Raw genomic sequence first — 25,176 nt, forward strand, 5'->3', positions numbered from 1 at the left:
GGCAACCGGAAGGGGGGTCCGGCAGGGTGGCGACCCGCCGGTCGCCCACCGGCTAGGTAGCCGGCGGGCGCACGATAAGACGGCTTAGCTTTGGAAGTCAAGAGGCCTTAGCATTTTGGGCAAGCAGCCTTGGGCTGGGCAGAAAAAAGCCCGCCATCGGCGGGCCTGCACCCCGTTAGTACGCGGGCGGCATGTCTGGAGGGTCGCAACCGTTGTGGACGCAGGACTCAAGCGAGACGAAGTATTCGTGGAGCCGGCTCACCTGGTGATCTGACAGCGCGCTGATGCTGGAGGCTTCGTGGATATCGAGGAATCGCTGGACCTCGCGTGTCCACGCGTACCACACCGCGATCCGATTGATGTTGCGCACTTGTCGCGCGCGGGTGGAGGTGTCGAGGTCGGGCAGCGGATCGTTCTCGGCGAATGACTGATAGCGTCGCCAAGCGTCAACTTCTTCAGTGGCAGGCGCTGGCGTTTGAGGCACAGCTTCGGCGAGCAGCTGCCGGAGGCGGCTGACCTTCTCCCTAGACATCCCGATTTCCCCTTGCGGCTAGGCCGCGGCTGCTTGGACGAATCGCAGCACTTTCGCCCGTTGCATTCCCTCGATTAGCAGATCGTGAGCTAGCAGCGTCACTTCGGCTCTCTTCGCGGGTGGCAGCTGTAGTCCGCGATCGTCCAGGACCTCAGCCACCAGCTGGAACGCGACTTTCCATTCGTCCAGTTGCACGGGCTGAGACTCATACGTCGACCGTGGTTCGGCAAGCCGCAAAGACGCCGATCCCGCAGCCTCAGGGTTGCCCGTCAGGAGTTCGTGACCAGTTAGGCCGACGGCATTCGCAATGGAGAACAGCTGAGCGGCCTTGACGTGATCAGGCAGCACCCGATCGTTCATGTAGTTGCCAACTGTTTCCGGCGACGTCCCGGCGCGACGGGCGACCTCGGCCTGGATCAGGCCTTGAGCTTCCATCGCTTCGCGGAGGCGGCTGCCGATTGTGGGCTTGGTCATAGTAAAGACAGCTTAGCGGGCCAGCTGCCAAGACGGCTTGACACTAAGGCTAAGACGGCTTAGCCTCCACAGCCCATGAGCCAGCTCACCAAGAAGTTCGTCCGTGAGCAGCTGGGCCTGGAGAACGACGCCGCACTGGCCCGGCTGTTCAACGTATCGCGCGCAGCCGTCGCCCAGTGGGAGGAGGACAAGCCCCTCCCCGAGACCAGGCGGATCTGGCTGCACCTGCACATGGCCGACAAATTTCCGCTCAGCGCCACCGCGAATGATGTGGCGGGGGCTCACTGACATGACGCGCAGTCGACGCAGCGCAACCGACCGGGAAATCCTGGACATGCAACTGAGCAAGTCCGCCTCGCGACGCCTGCGTGGTGATTGTCCGTTGGAGTCAGTCACCCCCACGGGCCTCTTCCTGTGGCTGGCGTTTGCGCTGGTCGCATTGGCGCTGATCGGCAGGTTCGCTTGGGAGCGGTACGGGCCCAAAGAAGACTGCAACGACGTGTCCGCGCCCCGAGCGCGCATGGAATGCACGCAACGCGGTGAAGGCAAGCCGGATAGGGAAGGGCAGAAGGTTCGACATGGCGTGCAGTCTGCTGGCAGTGCGCGAGGTCGCGCATGAAGCCCGCGCCTCAGTTCCTGCCACCGCGCCAGAAGATCATCTACGCGCACACCGAGAAGATGCTGCGCGAGACCGGGAGCAATCGCCGGTCTTTCGCGATGGAGGTAGCCGAACGCTACCTGGCTATGTACGCCGAAGACGATCGCGCCCAGCCTTTCCGTATCACACGGGGCGGCAAGATCGAGGACGACAAGAAGCACAACGGTCAGATCCTCGGGCGCTACCTGGACGGCACGGTGAAGGCGTTGCCCGCCGACCTGGAAGACGCGTGGCTGTGCGCACTCCCGCAGCCGTATCGAGATGACTGCGAGCGTGCGCTCGCACTGCGCCGCGGCATGCTGTCTGTGCGCATGCCGACGGGCGAGGGCCTCTCCGTCGCCAGCGTGGTGGGCCTATGCCAGGAGTACGGTCAGCTGATGGAGGCCCTCGGGCCCGCGCTGGCCAACGGCACGCTGGGGCCGGAAGACCGACAGCACGTGCCGCGCATCAAACGCGAGGGCAGGGATCTGATCGCTGCTGTGTTGGCGCTCGAGGCCGACGTCGATCGGAACGTGTACGGGGAAGGGGAGACCTGATCCGCATGCTCAGGGGGAATCACTACAGCCCGCTCATGCCGGGCCTTCCGAATGCACGGCGCACCGAGCCGGCATGGCTAGCAGCGTGGTCGGTGCTGTGCGGGAACGTCGAGCCCATGACGAAGGCCGAAGCCATCGCAGAGTACGACCGCATTGGTCTCGAAGAAGACGCGCGTCGATCAGCACAGCAGGCGCTGCCGTTGCGAGGTGGTGCGTGATGGATTTCGCCCCTTCGAATCCCCGGCCCCCTCGGTTGAAAGCAGAGACGCGCGCGCGGACACGCCGCTTTTCAGTAACCCCCCTCGCGGGGTCGAACCTGAACGGAGGGGCCGGGTTTGGGTCCTCCCTGGGCACCCCCTACGCGGGTGATCAGACGCGCATTGCTCGTGTAGTTAGCGGGGTCGTCGGTTACTGAAATGGCAGTCAACTACGACGACGTCCTCGACCAGCTCCGCGGCTACGGCCTGCTGATCGACGACCTGGACACAACCGGCCGCATGATCCGCGTGCGCACCGAAGGCGGCGGGCGAGAGAAGCGAGGCTGGTACACCCTCCACGAGTTCGCGCCGCCGGGCGGCGACGCGCTGATCGTCGGCACGTACGGCATTTGGCAGGCCAACGACAACGGCGCGCAGAAGGTGGAACTGCGCAAGCGCGATCGCGCGTTCACCGACGAGCAGCGTGCAGCGCTGAAGAAGCGCCTGCGCGATGATCGCGATCGCGCGGCGGCCGAAGAGCGCCGCCGGCACGAGGCTGCGGCTCGCCATGCCCGCACCATGTGGTCGCGCCTGGCCGTCGACGGCGACGCCGAGTACCTGAAACGCAAGGGGGTCCGGGGCCACGGCCTGCGCTACTCGCCGAAGGGCGCCGCCGTGGTGCCGGTGCTCGACGCCGGCGGCGGCATGCATGGCCTGCAGCTGCTGCGCACCAAGCAGGAGGCCGCCGAGCAGGGCAAACCGGAGAAGGAATTCTGGCCCGCCGGCTTGGCGAAGAAGGGCCACCTGCATCTCATCGGATCACCGGACTGGCTGATCTTGGTGGCCGAGGGCTACGCCACCGGCGCGACGCTGTACGAGGCGACCGCCTATCCGGTGGCCGTCGTGTTCGACGCCGGCAACATCGATGCGGTCTGCGCCGCGCTGCGGAAGCAGTACCCCCGTGCCAGGCTGCTGATCTGCGCGGACGACGACGTCCTTCAGCGCCACAAGAAGTGCGGCGCCCGCTTCATCCTGGAAGATCACCCGGCAACGTGTCCGCAGTGCGGCGAGGAACATCGCCTCACAAACGCGGGCGTGGCCGCGGCCGCGGCCGCGGCGCTTGCACATAACGGGGCATGGATTCTGCCGCGCTTCGAAGACGAAGCTGGCCGCCGCGGCAAGTTCCTCGAGCGCGGCCACAAGGTCAACGACTTCAACGACCTCTACCAGGCAGAAGGCCTGCACGTGGTCCGCACGCAGGTCGAAGCCCGCCTCGCGGAACTTCAGTGGGGCCGGCTCCAGGCGCCACGCGTCACCACCACCACCGGGGGTGCGGGGGACGCGCCGTTGCGCCCGGTCGAATCGAGTCAGGAACTGCTGGCCCGCTTTTCGCTGGTGGCGGGCCAGGGTGGCACGGTGTTCGATCACCAGGAGCACTGCCTCATGTCGCTGTCGGACATGCGCGATATGTGTCTGCGAAAGGACGTACACCGCGACTGGCAGGAGTCACCCAGGCGCCGCATCGTGCGCGTGCGTGAGGTCGGCTTCGATCCGGCCGGCGACGATCCCAGCATCACCTGCAATCTGTGGGCGGGCTGGCCGACCACGCCGCGGACTGGCAGCTGCGACAAGCTCCTGCAGTTGCTCTGGCACATGTGCAGCGCCGATCGCAACGCGCAGGAGCTCTATCACTGGGTGCTGCGTTGGGTCGCGTATCCCATCCAGCACCCTGGCGCCAAGATGAAGACCACGCTGGTGCTGCACGGACCGCAGGGCACAGGCAAGAACATGTTCTTCGAGGCGCTGATGGGGATCTACGGCCAGTACGGCCGCATCATCGATCAGTCCGCCATCGAGGATCGCTTCAACGATTGGGCCAGCCGCAAGCTGTTCCTGATCGCCGACGAGGTGATCGCTCGGTCCGACCTGTACCACGTGAAGAACAAGCTCAAGGCTTTCATCACGGGCGAGTGGATCCGCATCAACCCGAAGAACATGGCGGCCTACGACGAGCGGAACCACGTGAACATCGTGTTCCTGTCGAACGAGGCCATGCCGGTCGTCCTCGAGGAGGACGATCGACGGCATGCCGTGATCTGGACGCCGGAAAAACTGTCATCCGAGTTCTACAGGGAGGTCCTGCAGGAGCTGGCGGACGGCGGTGTGGCCGCCCTGCATGCGCACCTCTTGTCTCTGGATCTGGGCGACTTCGGGCCGGGCACGTTGCCGCCGCATACCGAGGCGCGCGACGAGTTGATCAGCTTGGGCCTGGACACGCCGCTGCGGTTCTTCGACGAGTTGTACGGGCAGGAGATCCACAGCATTAAGCCGCGGCCTGGCCTGACCGAGGACTGGTACGAGGTTTACAAGGTCTGGTGCCACCGCGCCGGCACGCGCGCCGCGCCGTCGTCAAAGTTCGTCAATGCGCTGGTGCGCAAGCGAGGCGTGGCGCCACCGAAGAGCAACCGCAAGCGCTACTACGTGAACCAGGAGCAGCGCGGCCCGCATTCGTTCCTGATGCTCGGCTTGACGTCGCCGGACGACGGCAGCAGCGAGTCCATCTGGTTCGGCGAGCAGGCGGTGCAAGTCCGCGCCGACCTGAACGCCTACAAGGGGGCCACATGACCTGGAGTGTGCAGGGTGTGCAGCGACGCGTGCAGGGTAGCGGAATGAACGAAAGCCTTGCGGCACAAAGCTTGTGCAGGGTGTGCAGGGTGTGCAGGCCCTATAGAGGCGCGAGCATGCGCGAGGGCCGCGCCTTCCGCACTACGTGCAAGGGCGCAATCACGCGTATACGCCCCCCTGCACACCCTGCACACCCTGCACAAGTCATATCCCTGCTGAATTTTCGTCCTCCGTCACCCTGCACGGATGCCTGCACACCCTGCACGCGTGGTCGCGCGCGCGCGCCGATGACCTTCCCGCTTTCGCTGAAAGGAAGCGAAGAGGAGGGCAGGAAGGCATGAGCAGCGCGAACGAGTTCACGGCCAAGGAACTGGCCCACATCCTGGGCGTGGCGCCTTCCTACATCACCCAGCTAAAGGGCGAGGGGCGGCTGGTGCGCACGGGCGATGGGAAGCGCTTCCTGCTGGCCGAGAGCCGTCGTCTGCTGAGCGAGACGGCCGACCCCGGCAAAGCGGGCGTGGCGGCGCGCCACGCGGCTGCACGCGGCGCTGCCGTCGCCCTTGAGGCCCCGTCGACGCCTGGCGAGCCGGACGAGGCAGAGGCGCCGCTGGCGCCACCCCAGGACGATCCGCTGGCCAAGCGCCGCGCGCTTGCCCAGGCGCAGGCCGAAGAAGCGAAGGCTCGCAAGCTGCTGCGTGACGAGGCGGTCGAGCTGGGCCAGCTCTTGCCCGTCGACGAGGTCCGCTCTGCGATCGCCGACGCCGTGACCGCCATGCGCGCTGACCTGGACAACCTGCCGGCGATCCTCGCCCCGCAGCTTGCCGCCGAACAGGACGAAGACCGCGTCCGAATGATCCTGCGCGACGCCATCGAGCACATCGAGCGGGAGCTTGCGCGAAAGGCCGCAGCGATCGCGAAAGAGGAAACGCGATGAATGCCAATCCCCGCACTGTGATCTTCTCTGCCGTAGCGCGCGCGATCGCGCCACGGATTCCGACGCGCGTAAGCGAGTTTGCGGAGCGCAATCGCATCCTCTCCGGCAAAGGAAGCCAGATGGCGGGGCAATGGCGGAACGATCGCAACCCGCTGCAAATCGAGATCATGGATTGCATGTCTGCGCGCAGTCCTGTGCACGAAGCCGTCGCGCTGCTGCCTATCCAGTTTGGAAAGTCGGAGATCGAGACCAACATCCTGATGTACGCGATGTGTGAGGACCCCGGTCCGATCATGGTGGTCCTGCCGGGCGAAGTCTCGATGAACAAGTGGATCGATCAGAAGCTCAATCCGCTGATCGACACCTGCCCGGCCGTGCAGCGCGTGCTCACCAGCCTGGCCAGCCGCGAGTCCAGCAATCGGCGCTCGTTCAAGGATTTCGAGGGTGGCCAGCTCTACATCGAGCACGCCGGCAATCCCACTCGCCTCAAGTCCACTAGCGTCAAGCGCATGCTGGTCGACGAGTTCTCCAGCTTCGCCACCGCGCTCAAGACAGGCGACGATCCCGACGCCATGCTCGACGGCCGCAACTCGGCCTTCCCCAGTACGTACAAACGGCTGAAGGTCGGCACGCCGGACACTATCGGGACCTGCCGTCTTACCGCGCTATGGGACAAGTCGGACCAGCGCCTGTTTCATGTGGCGTGCCCGGACTGCGATGCCAAGCAGCCGCTGGAATGGAGCGGCCTGCAGTGGACGCCGGAGGCCTCCCGCTGCTGGTACGCGTGCCGCGAGTGCGGCGTAGTGATCGAGGAATACCAGAAGTCCGCGATGATCGCCCAGGCGCACGCGCGGCAGCAGGCCGGCGAGCTGGGCATCGGCTGGGTGCCGACGCATTCGGAACGCAAGATCCGCGGCTACCGTGCCAACTGCCTGTACTACCCGCTGGGGCTGGGGCCGCGCTGGCTGGATCTGGTGCACATGTGGCTGGAGGCGCAGGGCGATCCCGCCAAACTCAAGACCTTTGTCAATGACCGGTTGGCCGAAGCCTGGGAAGACCCGGCCTTGCGCGCGGTCAAGCAGAACCTGGTGGCCGAGCGCGCGGAAGCGCGTGCGCTGCGCCCGGTGCCGCACTGGGTGGTCGCCGTGACGGCCGGTGTCGACACGCAGGACAACCGCCTGGCCGTGCACCGCGTGGGCTGGGGGAGGGCGCCGAAGGGTGGCTTGCGCTGCTGGACCATCGACTATGTGGAGTTGCCCGGCGATCCAGCCAACGACGAGGTGTGGGTCGCGCTGACCGAACTGCTCAACGAGCCCGTCGAACGCGAAGACGGCGCGTTGCTCCGCGTCGATGCCAGCGCGCAGGACATCCTGGGCCACCGCACCGAGGCGGTGAAGGCCTACGTGCGCGACCGCCGCGGCGGCCGTCGGCACATGGCGATCTTCGGCGCCAAGTCCAGCAACGCGCCCGCGATCGGCAAGGGCAAGCTGCAGGACATCAACTGGCGCGGCGTGTACGACAAGCGCGGCGTGATGGTCTACCAGGTGGGCACGGTCAACATCAAGAACATGCTCTACGGCTGGCTGGCCGCCGATGACGGCCGCGAGTTGGACGACCGCCGGCTGCGCTTCTCCGACCAGCTCTCCCACGACTACTTCGGTGGGCTGACCAGCGAAACGTTCAACCCGCGCACCAACCGCTACGAGAAGAAGCGCGGCTCGCCGAGAAATGAACCACTCGACACCTGGGTCTACGCCTACGCCGCCGCGCTTCACCCCGAACTGCGCCTGCCGCAGTGGACCCGCGCCCAGTGGGACGCACGCGCCGCGCAGCTTCTGGCCAGCATCGGCAAGCGTGGGGTGGATTCCCGTGAAACAACCCCCGCACCCCGGCCGGCCATGCCCGTCGTGGATTCCCGTGAAACACGTCCCGTAACGCCCCGCCGGCGTGGCGGCTGGAGAGACTGATGGCCGACGACGCCAAAGCCGAAGATTTCACCTCGCCGCTGCGGACGGAGTTCGCGGCCACCATTTGCAAGGCAGTGCCTGGAATCCCCGCGCATCACGCGCTGCAACTTGCCGACACCCTCTGCGCGGTGCAAGCGGACGTCCTCGCTGGAAAACGAGTGAGCTATCGAGCGCGCGTAGCGGTGGACGGCGAGGCCATCGCAGAGGACTGGCGCCGTGGCCTGTCGTTGCCGGAGATCCGCGCCATCCACAAGGTAAGCAAGGCCACGGCATACAACTATCACCCCAACCGTAAAGTGCGCCAGCCGAGAACCGGCTGAAGAAAGTCCACCAGAATCCACGACGGTGGACTGCGTTGTGTATACCTTGCGTGTCCATGTCGACTCAGTCTCGCCTGGACGCCTACCTTGCCGCTGAAACCCGCATACTCACGGCGGGCTTCAGCGTGCGTCTGTCGGAGCGCCAGCGGCAGGAGGCCGAGCTGGCTAGCATCCAGAAGGCGATCAAGGAGCTGGAAGCGCGTCTGGCTGCAGAGCAGGGGCGGTCGCCCAGCCGCGGCAGCCTGCGTTACCGCACGGCGGTATTCCGTTGAAGGGCAATCTGCTCGATCGCGGCATCGCCGTCCTCGCGCCCCGCTACGCAGCCAAGCGGATGTTCGCGCGGTCGGTGCTCTCGCTCTATGAGGGCGGTCGCAGCACCCGTCGACGCAAGAAGTCGCGCGACAACAGCACTGGTGAGCGCCTCGTCGCGAGAGATGCCGCGACAGTCCGCGCCACCATCCGCGATCTAGAGCGCAACTACGACCTGGTCGACGGTGCCTTGTCGACGCTGGTGCGCAACATCATCGGGCCGACCGGGATCAGCATCGAGCCGACCCCGCGAAGCAACAAGACTGGCGAACAGTACGACAGCATCGACGACGACTTCGCGCGGGAGCTGCTAAGCCTCCATCGCGAGTGGGCCGTCAGCCCGGAGGTTACCCGCACCCTGAACTGGGTCCAGGCGCAGGAGTTGGCGTGCCGCTCCTGGCTTCGCGATGGCGACCAATTCACCCAGCTCGTGGAGGGCGCCAGCGCAATCATTAAGCACGCATCGCGCGTGCCGCTATCCATCGAGCTCCTGGAAGCGGACGTCGTTCCATTGGACTACAACCTCGATTCGCCCAACATCGAGTGCGGCATTGAGCGGAACGCATGGGGGCAACCCATCGCCTTCCATTGCTACAAGGAGCACCCAGGGAACGGTCGCGGCTTCGTGAGTGGCGCACTCAAGCGCGTTCCGGCCGAGCGTTTCCTGCACCTGGCGGTGCGACGCCGCCTGAGCGGCCTGCGCGGCATCAGCCTGTTCGCCAGCGCCATCGACCGCCTGATCGACATCAAGGACTACGAAGAATCCGAGCGCACCGCGGCACGTATTGCCGCGCGCATCGCCGCGTACATCAAACGCGACAAGGACATGGACAGCTGGTCCCCGCAAATCGACGCGGACGGTAAGCCGGTCGAACGCGACTTTCTCCTGGAAGCCGGCGCCATCTTCACCGAGACCGCACCGGGCGAGTCGATCGAAATGATCAACCCGAACCGGCCGAACACTATCCTCGAGCAGTTCCGTACGGCCATGATGCGCGCGGTCTCGCGCGCGATCGGACTGAGCTACTCCAGCCTGTCCGGTGACTACGACGGTACGTACAGCGCCCAGCGGCAAGAACTGGTGGAGGCCTACGACGGCTACCGCGCCATGACGCAGACCTTCGTCGCACGGTTCGTGCAGCCGATTTGGGAGCGGTTCGTCCAGATGGCCATCGTGTCCGGCCAGCTCAAGGTACCCGCGCACATTCGCCCCGAGACCGTCACGCAGGCGATGTTCCGTGGTCCGAAGATGCCGTGGATCGATCCCAAGAAGGAAGCAGACGGCCTGCAGGCGCTCTTCGACGCTAAGGTCAAGTCGCGCACCGAGGCGATTTCCGAGCGTGGCGGCCGGGTCCAGGACGTCTTCGAAGAAATCAAGCGCGAGTACGACCTCGCTGCCGAACTCGGCATCTCGCTCGAATCCCCCAATAAGTCCGCCGCTCAAAGCGCGGATGACGGCGATGACGCCACACCTGCCCGCGCACCAGAGCGCGGGTACCGCATGCGCCTCGCGCGCACCACCGGAGACCTGCACTGATGAAAGAGAATCGCCTTGTTGCGGCCGTCCGCTTTGCGCTCGCCACCGCAGTTCAGGCCGGGCCGCGGCATGAAGGCCGGCCGCACATCGAACCGATCATGCGACTGCAGCCCAGCGCGGCAGCGGATGGCAGCTATGATCTGCTGATCTACGGCGACATCGGCGACAGCTGGTGGGGTGATTCGGTCACCGCGAAAGCGGTGGTCGAGCAGCTCAATGCGCTGGACGCCAGCGTGGCCACCATCAACGTGCGCATCAACAGCTACGGCGGCAGCGTGGCGGATGGCTTGGCGATCTACAACGCGCTCAAGCGCCACAAGGCTGCCAAGGCGGTCACGGTTGACGGTGTGGCCATGTCGAGCGCATCGCTGATCGCAATGGCCGGCGACACGCGCGAGATCCCACCGACGTCGTTGCTGATGATCCACGCGCCCTGGGGCGGCCTGTACGGCAACGCCAAGGAGATGCGTCAGTACGCCGACATTCTCGACAAGTTCAGCGAATCGATGGCGGACGCCTACGTCACCGCGTCGGGCATGAGTCGTGACGCGGTGCTGGCCCTGCTTACGGACGGCGAAGACCACTACTACACCGGCGACGAGGCCGTCGCCGCGGGCTTTGCAACCTCGTCGAATGCCGCCCCCGACGAGGGCGAAACGGACGGCGATGAGAGCGCCCGCGCGAGGGCCTTCGCGAACTCGCTGCTGGAGCGGATCAGCGCCCGCGGCGCTCCTGCGCGCTACGCGGGGCTCGCTGTGGCCGCCGCCATGCGGACTGCTCCCGCGAACATCGCTGCCGCGAAGCCCGCGGCCGCTCCCCACCCGCCGGCGGCCAGCGCCGCGGCACCCAAGCCGGCGCCCGCCGGTACTTCCACCGTCAAGGAAACCGCAACCATGCCCAACCTCACCGAAGACCAGAAGAAGGCGCTGGCCGCCCGCCGTCAGGCCATCCGTGGCGCCTTCGCCCCGTTCCTCGCTCGCACGGATCTCGACCAGGCGGCCGTCACAAAGCTGCAGGACGAGTGCCTGGATGACGAAGATGTCACCGCCGAAGCGGCCGGCGCCAAGTTGCTTGCCCTGCTGGGCAAGGACACCACGCCGATCGCCGGCGCCCATCGCGTTGAGGGCCTCAGCCAGGACGAAACCAAGACCTACCGCGACGGCATGGCTCTGGCTATCGAGCACCGCAAGAGTCCGGCCGCCAAGCTGGACGAGCGCGCACGCGAGTTCCGAGGAATGACCCTGATCGACATGGCTCGCGACTGCCTGGCACGCGCCGGCATCCAGACGCGCGGAATGTCCCGGCAGGAGATTGCCGTTAAGGCCCTGCAGTCCACCAGCGACTACCCGGCGATCCTGGAGAACGTCATCACCAAATCGCTGCGTCGTGGCTACGACGGCACGAGTCGCACGTTCGTTCCCTGGTGCCGTCAGGCCACCCTACCTGACTTCAAGGAAGTCAGCCGTGTGCAGCTGTCCGGCGCACCGAACCTCAAGCGTGTCATGGAAGGTGCCGAATACGAATTCGGCACCTTCGGCGACGGCGCCGAGAAGTACTCGGTCCAGAAGTACGGCCGCATCGTGCACATCTCGTGGGAGACGATCATCAACGATGATCTGAATGCTCTGACCGCTATCCCGCAGGCTTTCGGCGCCAGCGCCGGCGACCTGGAATCGGACATCGTCTACGGCATCCTGACCGGCAACCCGAACATGGCCGACGGCGTCGCGCTGTTCCATGGTACGCACGGCAACCTGGGCACGGCCGCGGCGCTTCTGGACGCGATCAATCCGAACCCGGCCGTGGCCAGCCCGCTGGGTGAGATGCGCCAGAAGATGCTCCTGCAGAAGGGTCTCGAGGGCCGCTACATCACCGTCCGCCCGCGCTTCCTGATCGTGCCGCCGGGTCTGGAAGAGGCGGCGCTGAAGGTCACCAACGCCACCATCGTGGCGGCGCGCGGCAACGACGCGAACGTGATCGGTCCGACCCTGGTCCCGATCGTGGAGCCGCGTCTGCACGACTCGGACGCCGACGCATGGTACGGCGCCGCCGAGCCGACCACCGTGGACACCATTGAGTTTGCTTACCTGGAAGGCAACGAGGGCGTGTTCACCGAAACGAAGGCCGGCTTCGAAGTGGACGGCCTGCAGGTGAAGTGCCGCCACGTCTTCGGCGCCAAGGCCATCGACTACCGCGGTCTGTACAAGAACGCGGGCGGCACGCCGACCGCTTTCCCGGGTCCGTAACCGAGTCCGCTGAGTCCGGCGTCAGCCGGGCTCAGCCTCGTAACCCATCCCTCCACTGAGGATCATCACCATGGACAACTTTCGTAAAGCCGGCAGCACGATCGACATCGTCGCCGGAGCCAACCTGCTCTCGGGCGTCCCCGTCATCGTCGGCGTGCTTCTGGCCATCCCTATCACCGACATCGCCAACGGCCAGACCGGCGCCGCTGCCATCGAAGGCGTGTTCGAAGTCAAGAAGAACACGGCGGCGGTGATTGCGCCCGGCGCCAAGCTCAACTGGGAGTCTGGCGCGGGCGAGTTCATCGTCGCGGCTGGTGGCGCAGGCGACCTGAACGGTTGCGCTGTTGCCGTGGCGGCCGCGGGCAATGGCACGACCACCGTGCTGGCGAAGCTCACCCCGGGTACCGGCGTCGCCGGCACCTAAGCCTAGGCCGCCGTCGCACGCAGAGGCCCGGGTGGCGCGTGCGACGGCGGGTCCTTACACCCAACGTCGGACAGGGGCGATGAGCGACAAGAACATGCATCTCGAAGATGCCATGGACAACAAGGTGGCGAAGGTGGCCGTGAGGATCTTCGTGTTTCTCGCGCCGTTCGCCATCACGTTCGGTGCGTTCTACATCAGCTCGCAACTGGGCGACATCAAGAGGCAGCAGGTCGACCAGACCGAGAAGCTGCAGCAAGTCACCGGCGACGTGAAGGTCCTCAACGCGAAGCTGGACAACGGCGTCATCTGGCGCATCACCGAGTTGGAGCGTCGTCTCAACTCCGTCGAACAGGCGACGAAGACCCCGTGACTATCGACCGCTTTCCCGCCTTCATCGAACGCCTGCTCTCGCACGAGGGTGGGTTCACCGATGATCGCCGCGATCCGGGCAACTGGACTGGTGGCAAGGTCGGTGTGGGGCTGCTGAAGGGTACGAAGTTCGGCATCGCCGCTAACACCTATCCCACCCTGGACATCAAGAACTTGGCCCGCGACACGGCCATCAAGATCTACCGCCGGGACTTCTGGGACCGGGCTCGCTGCGATCGGCTGCCTGCCGCTGTCGCGTTCCAGTTGCTCGACGGCGCCATCAACAGCGGCATCGCGCAGGCCTCGCGCTGGGTGCAGCGCGCAGCAGGCGCCGCCGACGACGGAATGATCGGCCCCGTGTCGCTGGCCGCCATCAAGGCGACCGATCCCAACGACCTGGTGTTTCGCTTCAACGCAGACCGCATCGAGTTCATGACGCGCCTGAAGAACTGGCCCGTCCACGGCGCCGGCTGGATGCGGCGCATCGCCAATAACCTCCGTTTCGCTGCCCAGGACAACTGATCATGAATTTCTTTTTCACCCTCGCGCTGCTCGCCCTCGTGGCGCTGGCCGTCTTCTTCTTCGCCAAGTTCACGCGCTATGGCGCCGTCTCTCTGACGGTGGCCTGGCGCTCCTACGTAAACTGGTGGGCGGCGGTGTTCATGCTGTTCGGCGATTTCATCGTCAATGGCCTTTCGTGGGTCGCCGGCTTCTGGGATTCGTTCCAAGGACAGTTCGGCTCCCTGCTCAACGAGCCCTCCGCGGGCAAGGCACTGCAGGTCATTGGCGCGTTCTTCTTTCTGTGGCGCATGAAGGGGCAGGGCTTCCCGTCGTTCCGTTTCCCGGACCTGCCTGCGGGCGACGACAAGCCGGCCGCCTGAGCGAACCCCATGACCCGCTTCCTCACCGCGCCCATTCTGTACGCGCTGCTGGCCCTCGTGCTGCTGACCGGCGCCGCGGCTGGCGTGCAGTCGTACCGGCTGCAGGCCGAGCGAGCCGCGCATGCCGGCACGCGCCAGGCGCACGCCGAGGTGCTGCGCGGTCTTGCGGAGGCAACGGCGAAGGTGGCGCTGGCGGTGCGCGAACGCGAGCGCCAGTTCGCCGCGACGGCTTCGGCCAACGACACCCGATATCACCAGGAGAAGGCCGATGCACTGGCTGCGAAAGACCGCGTTATCCATGACCTACGCCGTGGCGCTCTGCAGCTGCGCGACTGGTGGCAGGCCAGTTCTGTGTCCTGCCCCAGTGACGCCGCAGCTGCGGCCGATTCCGGCCGAGATGCTGGCGCCGGGGAACTACGAGCAGCGGGTGCGGGAGATCTTGTTCAAGTCGGAGCCGACGCCGACGCCACCCGTCGCTGGTACATCACCGAACTGATCTCCACGCGCGCGGCCTGCGGAATTGCCGGAGGCTCGCTGCCGTGAGCCAGAAGGCCTTCCTCGCCGAATTGGATGTGTCGATGCACGCCGCCTTCACCGACGCGGGCATGGCGGACCGCGGGCAGTACACGCCGAGCGGGGGCGTTGCTGTCCCCTGTGATGTCTACGTAGATCGCTCCGTGCAAGAAGTCGGTGATCTGGGTCAGATGCGTGGGGGCCGCACCGAGGTGACCTATGTGCTGAGCAGCATGGGAGGGACTATGCCTGCCGATAAGGGCATTCTCGTCGTCGACGGTGACGCGTTGACCAACACGTACGAAATCAGCAACGACGGCTCTTTGAGCCGGTGGCTGGTGCGCCGTGGCTGAGCCGATCACTTGGGAGGCCCTGCAGGTCATCAAGGCGCGGGTGCTGGCCATTCGCACGGCCAATGACTTTCGCACCGATCTCGGCGCCGGACTCATCCTCACCGACCGCGCGCGCCTTGATCTCGACCAGCACGAAGCGGTGATGCTGATTGTCGCCGGGGATATCGAAGACCTCGAGGCAGGGTCGAACGACCGAATCAGGAACGTCGACATGGACGTCACGCTGGAGTTCGCCGTGCGGTTCGAGTCTGAGGACCCGGAGCTGGTCGCGCACCGTGCCCGCGCGGACATCGTTCGCGCGCTCGCCCAGCCCCTCTCTCGCGAAGAACTCAAGTGCCTGCGCACCCTAGTGATCACGGGGTCGCGCTTCGCCCAGGACGCCGACGAGAAGGGCATCCCTTTCACCCTGGCTCAGGTCACCGCGCGGGCGGGCCTGACCGAACGACACGCGCCCGCCCAGTAACTGGAGACATCCCATGGCAAACCCCAAAGTTCGCAAGTTCGCAGGTGACCTGCGTTTCTGGCAGTTCGGCACCGGCGCCGAACGGCTGCCCGTGATCCCCGAGCCGGCTGATGCGTTCGGCAACCAACCGATCGAACAGAACACGCTCGTGTTTTCGTACGAGGCAGGCGATACCACCAATGTGACCAGCAAGCGGCGCGACGACCGATATGGCCAGATCACGCACTCGGACAGCAACCCCGGCACGACGGCCATCAGCATCACGCTGCTCGAGGTCCCGCCGCTGATCCTCGCACGCATGCTCTACGGTAGCGGCACTTCCGGCGCCGTCGCGGCGGGTGCAGTGACCGATGTGGCATATACGGCACACAGCAAAGACGTGCCGATCAAGCTCGCGCACCGCTATCTGTTGGCGAGCCCCGCCCCGGTGGTCGAGAAAGGCGGCACGCCGTTGGTGGCCGGTACCGACTACACCATCGACGGTCGGCAGGGCCTTCTGATTCCGAAGGCGGGTGGCGACATCGAATCGGGCGACGAGCTGACGGTGAGCTACAGCTACGACGACTACATCCGCACCGCCATCAACGGTGGCGCCACGCCCAACGAGAAGTTCCACATCCTGGGCGATGTGCAGGACCGTATCAGTGGCGAGAACGGTTTGCTGCGGATCCCGCAGGCCGACCTGACCGTGGACGGCGACGTGGACTGGTTCAGTGCCGAGCCGATCCAGGTGACCCTGACGGGCAACGTGGTGTTCCGCGCAGAGGAAGAGGCGCTTTACACCTTCGAAGTCTACGAGCAGGCGCCCTGACGGATGGGCGATGCCGGGGCCCTGGCGGTGCCTGGGGCGGTGGCAGCGGAGACGCTGCCGCCGCTTTTCTTCTGGGCGGAGGTCTGACCCGTGGCCGTATCTCGCCGCAACAGCGCGCTCAAGTTCTACGTCAACGGCCGCAGCGCTCAGGACCTGCATGGCCTGACCGACGTCGCCGGTCGCGTCCTGTCGCGATTCGACGTTGCTGTTACCCGAGCGGTCGTAGGCCTCAAGCGGCGCGTCGCGCCTGCTGCCAGCCGTGCGGTGCGTGAGGAGTACGGGGTCAAGGCCGGCGCGTTGTCGAAGGGCTTCAAGGTCCAGGATGGAACGCGGGGTCGGCGCGGTGATCGCAGCGACTACGTGAGCCTGTGGGCCAGCACGCGGCGGGTCCCGCTTCTCGATTTCGGTGGGCGCTGGAGCGGGCGGCGCAGCCGCGGCGCGCGAGCGAGCATCGAGCGCGGCAAGTCCAAGGTCTACGACAGCGCCTTCATCGCCACCATTGAGGGGCGCCGCGCTATCCGGGTGCGCGCTTTCGATGGCACCTCTGGCAAGCGCCATGGCCGCGGGCCCGTCCGCATGCTGTACGGACCCAGCGCATTCGAGATGGTCTCAGGGCTCGACTACCGCGGATCCGTGGCTGCGCGTGAGCACGTCATGGAGGAGCTCCGGACCTTCTATATCGCCGAGCTTCGGCGCCAGTTCAAGTTGCAGGGGGCGTGATGGGGCGCGGTGGGCTCGAGGAAGCAATCCGCATCGTCCTGGAAACCGAAGGGCGTGAGGGTGTTCAGCAGCTGCAGGCCGCCCTGGAGCAGTTGGGCCAGACATCTGCCGGCAGCGCGGACAAGGCCGGCGCCCTGGCGTCTGAGCTGGAGAAGCTCGCCACCACCAGCACGAACATCCGCAACTTCACCAGGCTCAAGGCCACCCTCGCGGACACCGGGACGGCCCTGGAGAAGGCGCGTCAGCGCCAGCGCGAGCTCAACGCCGAACTGGCTGCCGCGGAGAACCCGACCAAGAAGCTGACGCGCGAGAATGAGCGCGCGGCCGTCCAGGTCGACCGGCTGACGAAGCTGCAGAACCGGCAGCAGGCTGAGCTCACCCGCACGACGAACGCGCTGGCCAAGGCTGGCGTCGACACGGAGAACCTGGGCCGTGCGTATGCCGACCTGCAGAGCGAGTTCTCAAAGCTGGGTGCAGGTGCTGAGAGCGCTTCCGGTGCCCTGCGCAAAGTGGGCAACGAGAGTCGCGGTATCGACACGTCGGCGCGAAAGAGCGCCGGCGCCTTGGACAAAATCTCCAAGGGCCTGCTCAGCGCATCGCAGGCGGCGTTGACTGCGGCCACGGCGCTGGCAGGCGTAGCTGCGGTCGGAACGGGAGCGCTGTTCGTCGGGGCCGTGAAGTCGGCCGCCACGCTGGAAGATGCGCTGATGGAGGTGCGCGCCGTCTCGGGTGCGACCGCCGAGGAAATGGTTGCGCTGAAGGAGGCGGCTGAAGCGGGCGCCACCAGCACCCGCTTCACCGCGCTGGAAGCGGCCGCCGGACTGGGCGAGCTCGCGCGTGCCACCGGCAGCGCTAGGGCCGCCATCGAGTCGCTGCCGGCAGCGCTGAATCTCGCCCAGGCTGCGGGCATCGGCGTTGCGGATGCAGCGCAGTTCATCACGACCACGCTGACCCAGTTTGGCCTAGGCGCCGAACAGGCGTCGCGAGTTGCCGACGTGTTGGCCAAGGCTGCCAACGCGACGACTTCCGACGTGCGCCAACTGGGCGATGCGCTCACCTATGCGGCGCCCCTGGCCAAGCAGCTCGGGCTGGACACCGAGGACACGGTCGCCATTCTGGGTGCGCTGGCCGATCAGGGCTTCCGTGGTGAGCGTGCTGGCACGGCACTGCGCAACGTGTTCTCCGAGCTGCTGGAGCCAAGCAGCGCGTTCGCCAAGGCGTTGCGTGATCTGGGCATCGAGTCCAGCGACTTCGCTACCGTCATCGAGCAACTGGGACAGTCGGGAGAGCGAGGTCGCGAAGCTCTGCAGCTTCTGGATGCTGCGGCGCGGCCTGCGATCCTGTCCCTGGTCAACACAGGCGGCGCAGGTCTTCGCCAGCTCGAAACTGACCTGCGCAACGCAGGCGGGGCTGCTGAAGAGACCGCTCGCCAGATGGGGGAGAGCACCAACGCGGCCACGGGCTCCATCGCAAAGTCCTTCGATCGAGTTCGCCGCTCGCTGGTGGAGCCGATCCTGGAGCCGCTGCGCAACGAGTTATTCGCTCTATCGCTTGAATTGGAAGAATTCGCCAAGTCTCCCGAGTTCGCAGAGATCAAAGGCGCGCTGTCGGAGCTGTTCATCGAGAGCGCGCAGGCCGCGCGCGCCCTGCTGCAGGAAATCGACTTCAAGGCATTGGCCGAAGACATTCGATCGTTCGTGAGCGATGCCAGCCAGAGCATGGCCGAATTCCGAGAGAACGTCGGATTGGTAGTGGCCACTATCGAGACGATCGGGGACGCCTTCAGCGCGTGGTTCAACGGGTTCCAGACGGTCATTTTGGGCGCCTCGGCAGCGGTCGCCAAGCTGCTACAGCTGACGCTGCAGGCCGCGGAGGCTTTCACCTTCCTGCCGCGGAAGCTGCAGGAACTGGCCACCGGCACCGACGAGGTCGGGCGCCGGCTCGATGATGCCATCGGCGGCCTCGGCGCCGTGTTCGATGAATTCGCCAGCCGTTCGAACCAAAACCTGCTTGAGACGGAAAACGCGTTTCGCGACCTGGTGGGTGCGGCAGAGCTCGTGCCTGGTTTGTCCGCGGCCCTGGACAAGAATGCCGATGCATCAGGGCGCGCCGCCGCCGCAGCAGCCGAGCAGGCGCAGGCCTCGCGCGACGCAGCTGCGGCGATGGATCAACAGGCAGCGGCGGCTGCCCGTACGGCGGACGCCAGCAGCGCTGCGGCGGATCAGGCGTCGCAGGATGCGGCGCGGCTAAAGCAGGCCTTCGCGGACCTAGGCATTGAATCTCAAGCCAACCTGCAGCGTGCCGCCGAGTCAGCGCGTAAAAACTTTGACCGCATTCGCGAGGCGGTGGGTGCTGGCCAGGCGACGGCCGAAGACGCACGCCGTGCACTGGCGGCCTATGCCCAGGCCGCACGTGCGGCTGTGGCTGACTCAGCCGATGGATCCCGGGCGCGCGTTGAGAACGAGATCGCGGTCCAGGAAGCGATTCTGGGCGTTAACCGCAGCCTGGCGGACATGGGGGCGGCGGGCCAACAGGCGGGGCAACAGGTCGCAGGCGGTGCTTCGCAGGCTGCGTCTGCGCTGAAGCAGACAGCCGCTGCAGCGGATGCGGCAGCAAGTGCTCAGCAGGGCGCCGGTGCCTCTGCGGAAGGCCTGGCCTCCGAGGCATCGGGGGCAGCGAAGGCGGCGGACGGCCTGACCTTCAGCCTGGGTGAGCTATCCGAGGCAGGCTGGGAAGCTTTGCGCTCTGCCTTGGCAACGCAGGATCCGCTGGCCACGTTCGGGCGCTTCGCCCGCGACTTGAGCGAGCAGCAGCGGGCGTGGCAGGACCTGCGCGAGAGCACCGACAAAGCGGCGAAGTCGCTCGACGAATACGGCGACCGGCGCAAGGAACTCCAGCGGCAATATTCCTTCATCAGCGACTCTCAGATCGACGCGCAGATCCAGGCTGAGGACCGCATTCAGAAGAGCAGGGAAGAGCGGATCCAGCGTGACCGACAGGCGGCAGAGGCGCAGCGGCAGCAGGATCTGAAGCGGCTGGAGGTGCTCGAAGAGGCCGACAAGCTGTCCACTGCATCGACGACGCGTGTGCCGCTTTCCGACAACACCCTGAAGATCGAGTTGGAGTATCCCAAGACCAGCGCCGGCGGCGAGCTGTCGCCCGAAGAGCGACGCGCGGCCGATCGCATGCTGGTCTACATCCTGCCCAAGATCTTGCAGGCGATCGCGCGGGCCAAATCCACCACCGTCATCTCGAGGGCCCGGCCGCGATGAGCGATATCACTCTGGCTGGCATCACGCTGCCTGGCGATCTTTTCTGGTCGGACGAGTTCAGCGCGACGCTGGTCGGTCAAGCACGCAAGTACTCCCTCACGGGGGCCCTGATCATCCAGGAGTCGGTGCTGCAGGCCGGTCGCTCGATCACTCTGGAGACCACGCAGGAAGGCGACGCATGGGTGGCGCCCATCCGCTTGGATACCTTGCGCCTGCTTCAGCAGCTGGAGGCGGACCCGGAAGAAGCGCCATTCGCGCTGGTCCTGCCTGCCCACAACACCGGGACACGAACTTTCAACGTCGCATTTCGACGTGGCGACGGTGCACCCATTGAGGCCCGCCCGATCCGCTTCGCCGCACCGGCGATCGACACCGACTTCTTCGCAATCACCCTACGACTCATCCAGGTGGACTGAATGGCCATCACGGCAACCAACATCAAGCTGCGGCAATCCCAGCGCCTGACCGACAACGCCGACGGCGGCGGTCGCATGGTGCAGGCGGAAGTTGTCGACGGCGTCTTGAACAACCTGTTCCCCAACATCGGTGACGAGGAGCGCACGACCGGCCGCACCGTCCTGCGCAAAGCCTTCGTCCATGTGGACACGGCCAACACCGACACGCTGAAGGACGCCATCGGTGTGATCCTGCGGCAGCCCGAGGACAGCAAGATCAGCATGGTCATGATGGGCCTGGGCAGCTACAGCGACACGCGGGCGGAGGCGCGCGATCGCATCGAGAGCTACACCATCAAGGGCGTGGAGTCGCGCTACATCCTGCTGGGCAACCACTTCACCGGGCAGCAGTCCCTGCAGCTGTACTGCATGGCCGACGCGGCCACGCCGGAGATCAGTGACAACTGGTGTCTGTCGACCAATCAGTCCGGCTACCCGGCGGCTGAGCAGTACGTGCGCATCAGCAAGATCCTCAGTCGCACCAGCCAGACCTTCTACGATGATCGCGGCGCCTTCGAGCGTGACGTGATCATCGTGGAGATTGCCAGCGCGCTGCTGACCAACTTCTACGGCATGACCGCGCCCAGCCGCTTCACCAACGAGAAGCCGCCCACGCGCGTGCACGACACCAACGTGGTGGAAGCGGCGACGTATGCCACCGTGAAACCGCTGACCGTCGCAGCCGAGGCAGGCGACCTGAGCGTGAAGGTGGACAGCCCCTACGTCCCGATCGTGCCGGCGGCCACTGCCGAAACACCCGTCGTGGATCTGCTTGCCGGGCAGGGGACGGTCAGCTACATCCAGGCCGGTCCCACCGATGGACTCAGCGTCAGCTACTCGAGCGTCTTCGCTGCCGGCGTCGGCGTGTCGCGCTCGCTGGGCAATCCGCTGGTGAAGGGCGCCACCCGCGCGACGGTCGCCGCGCTGGAGCTGCTGGACGATGGTGGCGGACGCCTCGCCGCGGCATCGCCCTCGCCTTGGTCCGGCACCGTCGACTACGCCACCGGCACGGTTTCGATCCAGCACGAGAGCGGCGCATCGAACACCGCGGTCACGATCATCGGCACGGCCGCCGGACCGGTGACTGAGCAGGGCTACACGAAACGCCAGGAGGTCACGCCCGGCAACGTGGGCATCATCTGGCTCTTCAACCTGGTGCCCCTGCCGGCGCCGGGAACGGTCGTGGTGGACTACCGCGCCCTGGGCCGCTGGATCCGGCTCACCGACAACGGCACCGGCCAGCTGGTCGGGCGGCCGGGGGAAGGCGGCGGCACCATCAACTACGTCACCGGCTCGGTCACGGTGACGTGCGGCTCGCTGCCAGACATCAACAGCGAGATGCTGGTCAGCTGGGGCACGGGCACGGTCTGCGAACGTCGGGACGGCGACGTGGCCATCCAGCCGCCGCGCTTGTCCTTCCTGCTCTCGCACGATGGCATCAAGCCCGGAACGCTGGAGCTGGTGTGGCTCGTGTCCGGCTCCCCGGTGTCCGCACTGGACGACGGCACCGGTGTGATCGAGCTGGGCGGCTCGCCGATCGGCGCCGTGGTGTACGCCACCGGCGAGGTCAACCTGCAGCTGACCACGCTGCCGGACAGCAACAGCACCATCAGCGCCAGCTACGACTACAGCGACGCCGAAGTCGACAGCTTCACCCCGGTGCCCGATGGCGGCGGCGTGGGCGCGATCACGCTGCCCGTCGCGCCTCTGCGCGCCGGCAGTGTCCTGCTCCGTTGGCAGGTCACCGTGCGGCCGGCGACGGAGCCGGAGCTCGGCGCACCGGCGATCGCCCTGACGATCGTGGCGCGCGATGACGGTGCCGGCCTGATCAAGGCCGTGTCGGCGGGCGGGGCCAACTACACGGCCACCCTGGGCACGATCAACTACACGACCGGGGCGATCAGCTGCCAGTTCGGGCAGATGAGCATCCCGAACGTCCCGATGCCGGTCTACCAGAACACCGGGGGCTTCGGAGGCGGCGACTACTGGCGGATCCAGGGGCGCACACGTGCTGCGGTCACGGCCAGCTTCAGCCCGGGCACCTTGGTCACCGTCGAGTGGCAGGGCGCAGGCGCCGCCGACACGAGCGAGACCGAGGACCTGGAGCTCCCGCCGGTTCGGCTGGATCTCACGCCAGGCATCATCGACGCGATCGTGCCGGGCTCCGTGCGCTTCACCTTCAAGGGCCGCACCTACGTCGATCGCTCGGGCTCGCTCTACTCAGACATCAACCCTATCACCGGCGCCGGCACCTTCTCGGGCACGATCGACTACGCCAGCGGTCAGGCAGTCATCAGCCTCTGGACGGCCGGCGGGAGCAATGCGGTGAGCATCCAGGCGCTGCTGACGCGCCTGTTCGAACCCGGTACCGACGCGCTCTATTTCCGGACGCCCGGCTCACCGCTGCGTGCAGGTGTGTTCACCCTGCGCGCCAACACGCTCGACGGCACGCTGATCAACGCCACGGCCGACGTCTCGGGAAATCTGACGGGCGACCTCATCGATGGCACGGTGGACTGGGACACCGGCACGGTGGCGGTGCGCTTCGGCGAGTTCGTCACTGCCGCCGGCAACGAGAGCGAGCCCTGGTACGACCCGGGTAACGTGGTCGGCCCGGACGTGTGGCGCCCGCAGCTGGTGATCCCGTCCAGCGTCTACCTGGGCGCGGTGGTGTTCCGGTCCATCCCGCTCTCCTCGGTGGTCGTCGGTCTGGATCCGACGCGCCTGCCGAGCGATGGGCGAGTGCCGGGCTTCCGCGCTGGCCAGACCGTGCTGATCCACCATACCGACGAGGTGGACGTGTCGCCTACCGCCGGCCAGGTCGTGGACCTCGGGCGCGAAAACCTCTCCCGCATCGAGGTGCGTGACAGCGCCGGCGCCGCCGTACTCAGTGCCTGGTACACGCTGGACCTGGAGGCCGGCACCGTCGAGTTTTCCGATCCGCTGAACCTGTCGGCCTACACGCTGCCGCTGAAGATCCGCCACAGCATCGAGAACCGGCGTCTGTGCGCCGGCGTGCAGATCACGGGCGACATCGAGATTAACGCCGCGCTCTCGCGCGACTTCCCGCTCGGCACGCTGGTGAGCAGCGCGCTGCGCCTGGGCGAGGCGAACGGCTCGCTGGACCTGCAGGCTCGCGTCCAGAACCTGTTCGACATCAACACCTGGAACGCCAGCGTGTGGCTCGATGCGCTGGGCCCCGGGCAGTCGGCCGCAGCGGCGACGTACAACGAGGTCGACTTCCCGCTGATCGTGACGAACGCCCACGCGATCACCGAACGCTGGGCGCTGGTGTTCACCAACGCGTCAACCTACAACGTGGTGGGCGAGACCGTGGGCACGATCGTGGTGGGTCAGACGATCGCCGCCGACTGCTCGCCGATCAACCCGCGCACCGGTCAGCCCTACGTAACGATTCGCTGGCAGGGCTTCGGTGCGGGCTGGGCCACGAACAACGCCATCCGCTTCAACACCATCGGCGGCCTGGCGCCGATCTGGTTCTCGCGCTGCACGCTGCCCGGCACGCCCGAGACCGATTCGGACTACTTCCGCTACGAAACCATCGGCAACACCGAGGAGGTGGCCCCGTGACCGCCTTCCGCGTATTCGCCAGTACCGATGCGGGCGCGCCCGCGTTGAGCGGCCAGGCCGGCTCCCTGACCGCGCTGCTCGATGCAGTCCTGGTCGATGGTTACGGCACGGGCCCGAGCGCCAAGGCGCCGGCGGGCTGGACGCGTGTCTACACCGCGACGAACAAGCGCGTGTATCGCGGCGACGCCATTGCCGGAACCGGGTACTACCTGCGCGTGGATGACACCGCGACGGTAGGCAATGCGCGCCACGCGTGGCTGCGTGCCTTCTACACGATGAGCGACATCGACACGGGCAGCGAACTGGTGCCGACAGCGGCACAGGCCGCAAACGGGTCTCTGTGGCAGAAATCCATCACTGCCGACGCCACCGCCCGGGCGTGGGTGATCGTTGCCAACAACAAGAGCTGCTATGTCTTCATCGCGCCATCCGGCCTCGCTGCGACCGAGATGTCGCCGTTCTTCTTCGGCGACTTCGTCAGCCACAAGCCAGGCGACCAGCACAACTTCCACCTGTCCTTCAACGGCCTGACCGCATACACCGGGACCACCAACGAGGCGCACGGCACGATGTTTCGAGGTGCAGCCATCAGCTCCACCATCGGAAGCACGTGGGGCATTGGCCCGTCGGGTTACAACGCGCGAGGCGCATCCGGTGCGGTTGGGCCTGAAGTTGCAGGTTGCGTCCAGAACGATGCATGGATCGCGAGTGGCTATGGCAACTGCGATATTCCCTATCCGGATCCGGTCAGCGGTGGGTTTCTCTGGGGCCCGGGTCACGTGCGCGACTCGGCTGTCGGCCGCGTGCGCGGGAAATGGCCCGGTCTCATCGTGCCGCTCCACAACAGGGCTTTGCCCGACATGACGGTCATGACGGATCTGGAGGGTGGCGACGGCATTGATGCCTACGTGAAGAGCTTCCGCGGCGGCAGCCTGATCACCTCCACCTCTGCCGGCCAGGTCTTGTTCGACCTAACCACCGAGTACTGA

General features: G+C 66.3%; 24 protein-coding genes. 22 read left to right on the forward strand and 2 right to left on the reverse strand.

Features of this window, described 5'->3' with window-relative positions:
• Nucleotides 1-175: 175 nt before the first annotated feature.
• Both AC23D6_RS04395 and AC23D6_RS04400 read right to left on the reverse strand, forming a co-directional pair.
• Nucleotides 176-532, reverse strand: coding sequence for a hypothetical protein (locus AC23D6_RS04395; protein WP_487751609.1), 357 nt, complete (start codon nucleotides 530-532; stop codon nucleotides 176-178).
• A gap of 18 nt (nucleotides 533-550) precedes the next feature.
• The gene (locus AC23D6_RS04400) at nucleotides 551-1,006 is read right to left on the reverse strand and encodes a helix-turn-helix domain-containing protein (protein ID WP_487751610.1); all 456 of its coding nucleotides are present in this window, start codon (nucleotides 1,004-1,006) and stop codon (nucleotides 551-553) included.
• Between the two features lie 75 nt (nucleotides 1,007-1,081).
• On the opposite strand from AC23D6_RS04400, the gene AC23D6_RS04405 reads away from it, so the two are divergent.
• The 22 genes from AC23D6_RS04405 (at nucleotide 1,082) to AC23D6_RS04510 (ending at nucleotide 25,176) form a co-directional block, all read left to right on the forward strand.
• Entirely contained in the window at nucleotides 1,082-1,294 is a 213-nt protein-coding gene (locus AC23D6_RS04405; protein WP_487751611.1) for a helix-turn-helix domain-containing protein, read from the forward strand.
• 327 nt (nucleotides 1,295-1,621) lie between these two features.
• Nucleotides 1,622-2,200, forward strand: a complete 579-nt coding sequence (locus AC23D6_RS04410) for a hypothetical protein (protein WP_487751612.1) — start codon at nucleotides 1,622-1,624, stop codon at nucleotides 2,198-2,200.
• A 416-nt stretch (nucleotides 2,201-2,616) separates the two neighbouring features.
• Nucleotides 2,617-5,022 (forward strand): DUF5906 domain-containing protein, encoded by a 2,406-nt coding sequence (locus tag AC23D6_RS04415; RefSeq protein WP_487751613.1) that lies wholly within the window; start codon nucleotides 2,617-2,619, stop codon nucleotides 5,020-5,022.
• 337 nt (nucleotides 5,023-5,359) lie between these two features.
• On the forward strand, nucleotides 5,360-5,956 hold the full coding sequence (locus tag AC23D6_RS04420; RefSeq protein ID WP_487751614.1) for a hypothetical protein: 597 nt from the start codon (nucleotides 5,360-5,362) through the stop codon (nucleotides 5,954-5,956).
• Nucleotides 5,953-7,923: a terminase gpA endonuclease subunit gene (locus AC23D6_RS04425; RefSeq protein ID WP_487751615.1), complete on the forward strand. Its 1,971-nt coding sequence runs from the start codon at nucleotides 5,953-5,955 to the stop codon at nucleotides 7,921-7,923. Before AC23D6_RS04420 ends, AC23D6_RS04425 begins: the two co-directional genes overlap by 4 nt.
• A complete protein-coding gene (locus tag AC23D6_RS04430; protein ID WP_487751616.1) occupies nucleotides 7,923-8,243 on the forward strand; it encodes a hypothetical protein in 321 nt (106 codons plus the stop codon). The genes AC23D6_RS04425 and AC23D6_RS04430 overlap by 1 nt, the downstream gene beginning before the upstream one ends.
• Nucleotides 8,244-8,299: 56 nt before the next feature.
• Entirely contained in the window at nucleotides 8,300-8,515 is a 216-nt protein-coding gene (locus AC23D6_RS04435) for a DUF6148 family protein (RefSeq protein ID WP_487751617.1), read from the forward strand.
• Nucleotides 8,512-10,089: a phage portal protein gene (locus AC23D6_RS04440; RefSeq protein ID WP_487751618.1), complete on the forward strand. Its 1,578-nt coding sequence runs from the start codon at nucleotides 8,512-8,514 to the stop codon at nucleotides 10,087-10,089. Before AC23D6_RS04435 ends, AC23D6_RS04440 begins: the two co-directional genes overlap by 4 nt.
• Nucleotides 10,089-12,335: a ClpP-like prohead protease/major capsid protein fusion protein gene (locus tag AC23D6_RS04445; RefSeq protein ID WP_487751619.1), complete on the forward strand. Its 2,247-nt coding sequence runs from the start codon at nucleotides 10,089-10,091 to the stop codon at nucleotides 12,333-12,335. The genes AC23D6_RS04440 and AC23D6_RS04445 overlap by 1 nt, the downstream gene beginning before the upstream one ends.
• Before the next feature lie 70 nt (nucleotides 12,336-12,405).
• Entirely contained in the window at nucleotides 12,406-12,759 is a 354-nt protein-coding gene (locus AC23D6_RS04450) for a capsid cement protein (RefSeq protein ID WP_487751620.1), read from the forward strand.
• A gap of 79 nt (nucleotides 12,760-12,838) precedes the next feature.
• Entirely contained in the window at nucleotides 12,839-13,129 is a 291-nt protein-coding gene (locus tag AC23D6_RS04455; protein WP_487751621.1) for a hypothetical protein, read from the forward strand.
• Entirely contained in the window at nucleotides 13,126-13,650 is a 525-nt protein-coding gene (locus tag AC23D6_RS04460) for a glycoside hydrolase family 108 protein (RefSeq protein ID WP_487751622.1), read from the forward strand. Before AC23D6_RS04455 ends, AC23D6_RS04460 begins: the two co-directional genes overlap by 4 nt.
• A 2-nt stretch (nucleotides 13,651-13,652) precedes the next feature.
• Complete coding sequence (locus AC23D6_RS04465) at nucleotides 13,653-14,009, forward strand: hypothetical protein (RefSeq protein ID WP_487751623.1); 357 nt, start codon at nucleotides 13,653-13,655, stop codon at nucleotides 14,007-14,009.
• A gap of 9 nt (nucleotides 14,010-14,018) precedes the next feature.
• Nucleotides 14,019-14,552, forward strand: coding sequence for a hypothetical protein (locus AC23D6_RS04470; RefSeq protein ID WP_487751624.1), 534 nt, complete (start codon nucleotides 14,019-14,021; stop codon nucleotides 14,550-14,552).
• On the forward strand, nucleotides 14,549-14,875 hold the full coding sequence (locus AC23D6_RS04475; protein ID WP_487751625.1) for a hypothetical protein: 327 nt from the start codon (nucleotides 14,549-14,551) through the stop codon (nucleotides 14,873-14,875). The genes AC23D6_RS04470 and AC23D6_RS04475 overlap by 4 nt, the downstream gene beginning before the upstream one ends.
• A complete protein-coding gene (locus AC23D6_RS04480; RefSeq protein WP_487751626.1) occupies nucleotides 14,868-15,338 on the forward strand; it encodes a hypothetical protein in 471 nt (156 codons plus the stop codon). The genes AC23D6_RS04475 and AC23D6_RS04480 overlap by 8 nt, the downstream gene beginning before the upstream one ends.
• 13 nt (nucleotides 15,339-15,351) lie before the next feature.
• A complete protein-coding gene (locus AC23D6_RS04485; protein ID WP_487751627.1) occupies nucleotides 15,352-16,149 on the forward strand; it encodes a phage tail tube protein in 798 nt (265 codons plus the stop codon).
• Nucleotides 16,150-16,239: 90 nt separating this feature from the next.
• Complete coding sequence (locus AC23D6_RS04490) at nucleotides 16,240-16,869, forward strand: hypothetical protein (protein ID WP_487751628.1); 630 nt, start codon at nucleotides 16,240-16,242, stop codon at nucleotides 16,867-16,869.
• Nucleotides 16,869-20,141, forward strand: coding sequence for a phage tail tape measure protein (locus AC23D6_RS04495; protein ID WP_487751629.1), 3,273 nt, complete (start codon nucleotides 16,869-16,871; stop codon nucleotides 20,139-20,141). Before AC23D6_RS04490 ends, AC23D6_RS04495 begins: the two co-directional genes overlap by 1 nt.
• Nucleotides 20,138-20,557: a hypothetical protein gene (locus AC23D6_RS04500; protein ID WP_487751630.1), complete on the forward strand. Its 420-nt coding sequence runs from the start codon at nucleotides 20,138-20,140 to the stop codon at nucleotides 20,555-20,557. Before AC23D6_RS04495 ends, AC23D6_RS04500 begins: the two co-directional genes overlap by 4 nt.
• A complete protein-coding gene (locus AC23D6_RS04505; RefSeq protein WP_487751631.1) occupies nucleotides 20,558-24,187 on the forward strand; it encodes a hypothetical protein in 3,630 nt (1,209 codons plus the stop codon).
• Entirely contained in the window at nucleotides 24,184-25,176 is a 993-nt protein-coding gene (locus AC23D6_RS04510; RefSeq protein WP_487751632.1) for a hypothetical protein, read from the forward strand. The genes AC23D6_RS04505 and AC23D6_RS04510 overlap by 4 nt, the downstream gene beginning before the upstream one ends.

This window comes from Pseudoxanthomonas sp. G3, assembly GCF_057654715.1.

Bases quoted from the DNA above. Each gene is read 5' to 3' on its own strand.
- AC23D6_RS04395 (WP_487751609.1), bottom strand. From the start codon at position 532: ATGTCTAGGGAGAAGGTCAGCCGCCTCCGGCAGCTGCTCGCCGAAGCT.
- AC23D6_RS04400 (WP_487751610.1), bottom strand. From the start codon at position 1,006: ATGACCAAGCCCACAATCGGCAGCCGCCTCCGCGAAGCGATGGAAGCT.
- AC23D6_RS04405 (WP_487751611.1), top strand. From the start codon at position 1,082: ATGAGCCAGCTCACCAAGAAGTTCGTCCGTGAGCAGCTGGGCCTGGAG.
- AC23D6_RS04410 (WP_487751612.1), top strand. From the start codon at position 1,622: ATGAAGCCCGCGCCTCAGTTCCTGCCACCGCGCCAGAAGATCATCTAC.
- AC23D6_RS04415 (WP_487751613.1), top strand. From the start codon at position 2,617: ATGGCAGTCAACTACGACGACGTCCTCGACCAGCTCCGCGGCTACGGC.
- AC23D6_RS04420 (WP_487751614.1), top strand. From the start codon at position 5,360: ATGAGCAGCGCGAACGAGTTCACGGCCAAGGAACTGGCCCACATCCTG.
- AC23D6_RS04425 (WP_487751615.1), top strand. From the start codon at position 5,953: ATGAATGCCAATCCCCGCACTGTGATCTTCTCTGCCGTAGCGCGCGCG.
- AC23D6_RS04430 (WP_487751616.1), top strand. From the start codon at position 7,923: ATGGCCGACGACGCCAAAGCCGAAGATTTCACCTCGCCGCTGCGGACG.
- AC23D6_RS04435 (WP_487751617.1), top strand. From the start codon at position 8,300: ATGTCGACTCAGTCTCGCCTGGACGCCTACCTTGCCGCTGAAACCCGC.
- AC23D6_RS04445 (WP_487751619.1), top strand. From the start codon at position 10,089: ATGAAAGAGAATCGCCTTGTTGCGGCCGTCCGCTTTGCGCTCGCCACC.
- AC23D6_RS04450 (WP_487751620.1), top strand. From the start codon at position 12,406: ATGGACAACTTTCGTAAAGCCGGCAGCACGATCGACATCGTCGCCGGA.
- AC23D6_RS04455 (WP_487751621.1), top strand. From the start codon at position 12,839: ATGAGCGACAAGAACATGCATCTCGAAGATGCCATGGACAACAAGGTG.
- AC23D6_RS04465 (WP_487751623.1), top strand. From the start codon at position 13,653: ATGAATTTCTTTTTCACCCTCGCGCTGCTCGCCCTCGTGGCGCTGGCC.
- AC23D6_RS04470 (WP_487751624.1), top strand. From the start codon at position 14,019: ATGACCCGCTTCCTCACCGCGCCCATTCTGTACGCGCTGCTGGCCCTC.
- AC23D6_RS04485 (WP_487751627.1), top strand. From the start codon at position 15,352: ATGGCAAACCCCAAAGTTCGCAAGTTCGCAGGTGACCTGCGTTTCTGG.
- AC23D6_RS04495 (WP_487751629.1), top strand. From the start codon at position 16,869: ATGGGGCGCGGTGGGCTCGAGGAAGCAATCCGCATCGTCCTGGAAACC.
- AC23D6_RS04500 (WP_487751630.1), top strand. From the start codon at position 20,138: ATGAGCGATATCACTCTGGCTGGCATCACGCTGCCTGGCGATCTTTTC.
- AC23D6_RS04505 (WP_487751631.1), top strand. From the start codon at position 20,558: ATGGCCATCACGGCAACCAACATCAAGCTGCGGCAATCCCAGCGCCTG.